The sequence below is a fragment of the Devosia sp. genome (assembly GCF_036676215.1).
Lineage (GTDB): Bacteria > Pseudomonadota > Alphaproteobacteria > Rhizobiales > Devosiaceae > Devosia.
Genome location: NZ_JAKFDJ010000184.1, coordinates 1 through 3005 on the forward strand (window position 1 = coordinate 1; position 3005 = coordinate 3005).

At 64.3% G+C, this 3005-nt stretch carries 2 protein-coding genes; one reads left to right on the forward strand and one right to left on the reverse strand.

What is annotated here, in order from left to right; all coding sequences use genetic code 11:
- On the reverse strand, window positions 1-599 hold a 599-nt coding region (locus tag V6M52_RS15155), incomplete at its 3' end, for a glycoside hydrolase family 5 protein (protein ID WP_332701623.1).
- A gap of 466 nt (window positions 600-1065) precedes the next feature.
- Here V6M52_RS15155 and V6M52_RS15160 point away from each other — a divergent pair.
- Window positions 1066-3005, forward strand: a 1940-nt coding sequence (locus tag V6M52_RS15160; protein ID WP_442881870.1) for a WD40/YVTN/BNR-like repeat-containing protein, incomplete at its 3' end; no start/stop codon positions are given.

Genomic DNA, 3005 nt, shown 5'->3' on the forward strand with positions numbered 1-3005 from the left:
GCCGCTTGCTTGTCCGCTTCGACGTTTCTTTCGAGCCAGCCGCCGTCCCAATGGATGTTCACCAGCACATACATCTGGTTGTCGACGCAGTATTTGACGACTTGCTTGACGCGGTCCAGCCAGGCCTGGTCGATCTTGGCGGTCTGCTGGTTGGCGTACTGGTCCCAGGCAACCGGCAGCCGGATGGCGTTGAATCCGTTCGCCTTGGCCGCCTTGATCAGCGACTCGGTGATCAGGGCATTGCCCCAGGCGGTTTCTCCGCCAATCGCTTCCATCGTGTTGCCAATATTTAAACCCAGACGTATCTTGCTGGCGAGCTGGACTGCGGTGCTGCCCATGCCGGTCGCATTCGGCGCGATCGGATTCGTGTTGTAGTCGGGATAGAGACCCGCGGCCGGCGACGTTGGAGCTGGCGTCGGCGAAACCGGCGTCGTTGGAACTGCCGTCGTTGGCGCCGGCGTTGTTGGCGCTGGCGCAATTGGGGCTGCTGTGGTGGGGGCTGGCGTCGGTGCCGCCGGCATCGTGCTGGCCGAGCCGCCGCCACAGCCGGCGTTTAATGACAGAATTCCAACTAATAGAAGTGCGCGGCTGAGCTTCATAGTAACCTCGAAATATTCATGCTGACAAAGTGTCCTTCGGCCTCGAGTGATTCTTCGGCTAAGTTGCCAACATAGCGAGGTCCGCGCTGCAGCCGTTAGCGATTGCCCTGAGAATGCTAGCAGTATGCGAATAGTTGAAGAACTCGGGGATTTCCTTCTACTGCTTGGGCGAGGGAATCGTCATGCTGCATGCGCCGGATAAACAACAATATCGATTACGCAGGGCCGCGCATGCAGCGCGACCATCTGGCCCGTCACAGATCGCCGCTCCGTCGCCGCACGTCGAATGCAAGGAAGTGCAGTATTAATGCGATTATCTGCACCCTTGTAATTCCTTCACCGTTAGCGCTATTTCGGTGCTTACCCTTCCCGAATCCCCGGGATACACTCCGCCGGTTTGCTGGATAGGTGGGCCTGTTCCCCGTCCCGCAAGCGTAAGCCCGCCAGCCCGCTTCCGGAACACATAATGATAAAAGAGACACTCTTCGCCTTGTCAGTGCTGCTGACTTCCTTGCTGGCCGGCTGTGGCGGCGGTGGCGGTGCAACTGCCACCGGCCAGGCTCCTGTGCCGCCTGCGCCCGCCCAGCCAACGCCGCCTGCCCAGCTGCCCGTCCCTCCCGCGCCCGTCACCCCGGCCCCGCCGGCGCCCGGCATTGAACAGGGCACGAGCAGCTGGAGCAATGTGAAGTTCGGCGGCGGCGGCTATGTACCCGGCCTGGTGTTCCATTCCACCAGCCCGGATGTCCTGTACGCACGCACGGATATGGGCGGCGCCTACCGCTGGAACGCCGCCGCCTCGGCCTGGGTGCCGATCACGGACGGTTTTGGCGCTGCCGAAAGCTTCTACCACGGCTCCGAGAGCATGGCGCTCGATCCAAACGACGACAAGCGCGTCTACATGAGCACCGGCATGTACCTGTCGGATAAAGCCGACGCGCGCCTCTACATTTCCACCGACCGCGGCGACAACTGGACCTACGTCAATTTGCCGTTCTCGGCGGCCAGTAACGCCCAGGGCCGCGCCGTCGGCGAGCGCCTGATGGTCGACCCCAACAATCCTGCCATCCTGTTCTACGCAACGCGCACCACCGGCCTGTGGAAGAGCGCCGACCGCGGCCAGACCTGGCGGCAGGTGACCTCGCTGGCATCGCACAAAATGACCAATGCACAGATCGAGGCCGTCTTCTGGCGCGGCGTGGTCGGTTTCGAACAAGTGATTTTCGATACCTCGACCAAGGGCACAGGCAGCGCCACGCAAACCGTCTACACGGCCGTCGCGCCGGACTACGCCGCCGTGGCAGGGCTGGCGTACAGCATGTACAAGACCACCGACGGCGGCGCCACCTGGACCGGCATCGCCACGCCGGTCGCGGGCTACCATATCCCCCACATGGTGCGCGCCAGGGACGGCATGATGTACGTCGCCTTCACGCAGGGCACGGGTCCCGGCGCCAGCGGTTCGGCGAGGCTGTACAAGTTCGACGGCAGCAATTGGACGCTGCTCAAGCGCTATGATTCGTCGGCCGCGGGGACCGGCTACGGCATGGGCGGCCTGTCGGTGTCCGGCACCGGCGCCACCACCCGCATCGCGCTCGGTGTTTCCAATTCGTGGGGCAACTATGAAGGCCAGCCTGTTGTGCAATTGTCGGACAACGCTGGCGCCACCTGGCGCGAGATTTCCGCCCTCGCCCCGCACGGCGGTCAAGCCGACGGCTGGTCAGGCTGGGTCGACGACGTCGAAATCGATCCGAACAACCCGGAACGCATCGTGCACGTGCATGGCGGGGGCGTGTGGGAAACCCGGAATGCGTCGGCTGCCAAGCCGACCTGGACCCACACCGCCGCCAACGGCATCGAGGAAACCGCGACACTGGCCCTGATGACGCCGCCGCCGGGCGCCTCGTACACCCTGCTCAACAGCTCGGGCGACATCGGCATGGTCATCCATACAGACCTGGCCACTGCGCCTGTGCGCGGTCCGAAGGGCTGGTTCGGTAACAGCACCAGTGCCGACATGGCCTGGTCCAATTCGGCATACATCGCGTCGATCGGCACCACCACCTGGGACCACCCCAACGTGGGCGGCGCCTACTCCACCGACTCGGGCCTGAGCTGGACCGCTTTCCCTGCCAACCACCCCGACGGCCTGGCGCGCCAGGGCAATGACTCGACGCTGGCGGTCACCAAGCCGGGCCACATCGTATGGGCGCCGTCCGATTCCGTGCCGGCGTACACCACCAACCATGGGGCGAGCTGGAGCTACACCAATCTGCCGGCGGTGGCGCCGGGCCGCAGCTACCGCGTGGCGGCCGACCGCAAGAATCCGAACCGGGTGTATGCCTACGAATCGGGCGGCGGCTGGTGGGGCCCGGCGCCGAAGTTCTATTCCTCGACCGACGGTGGCCA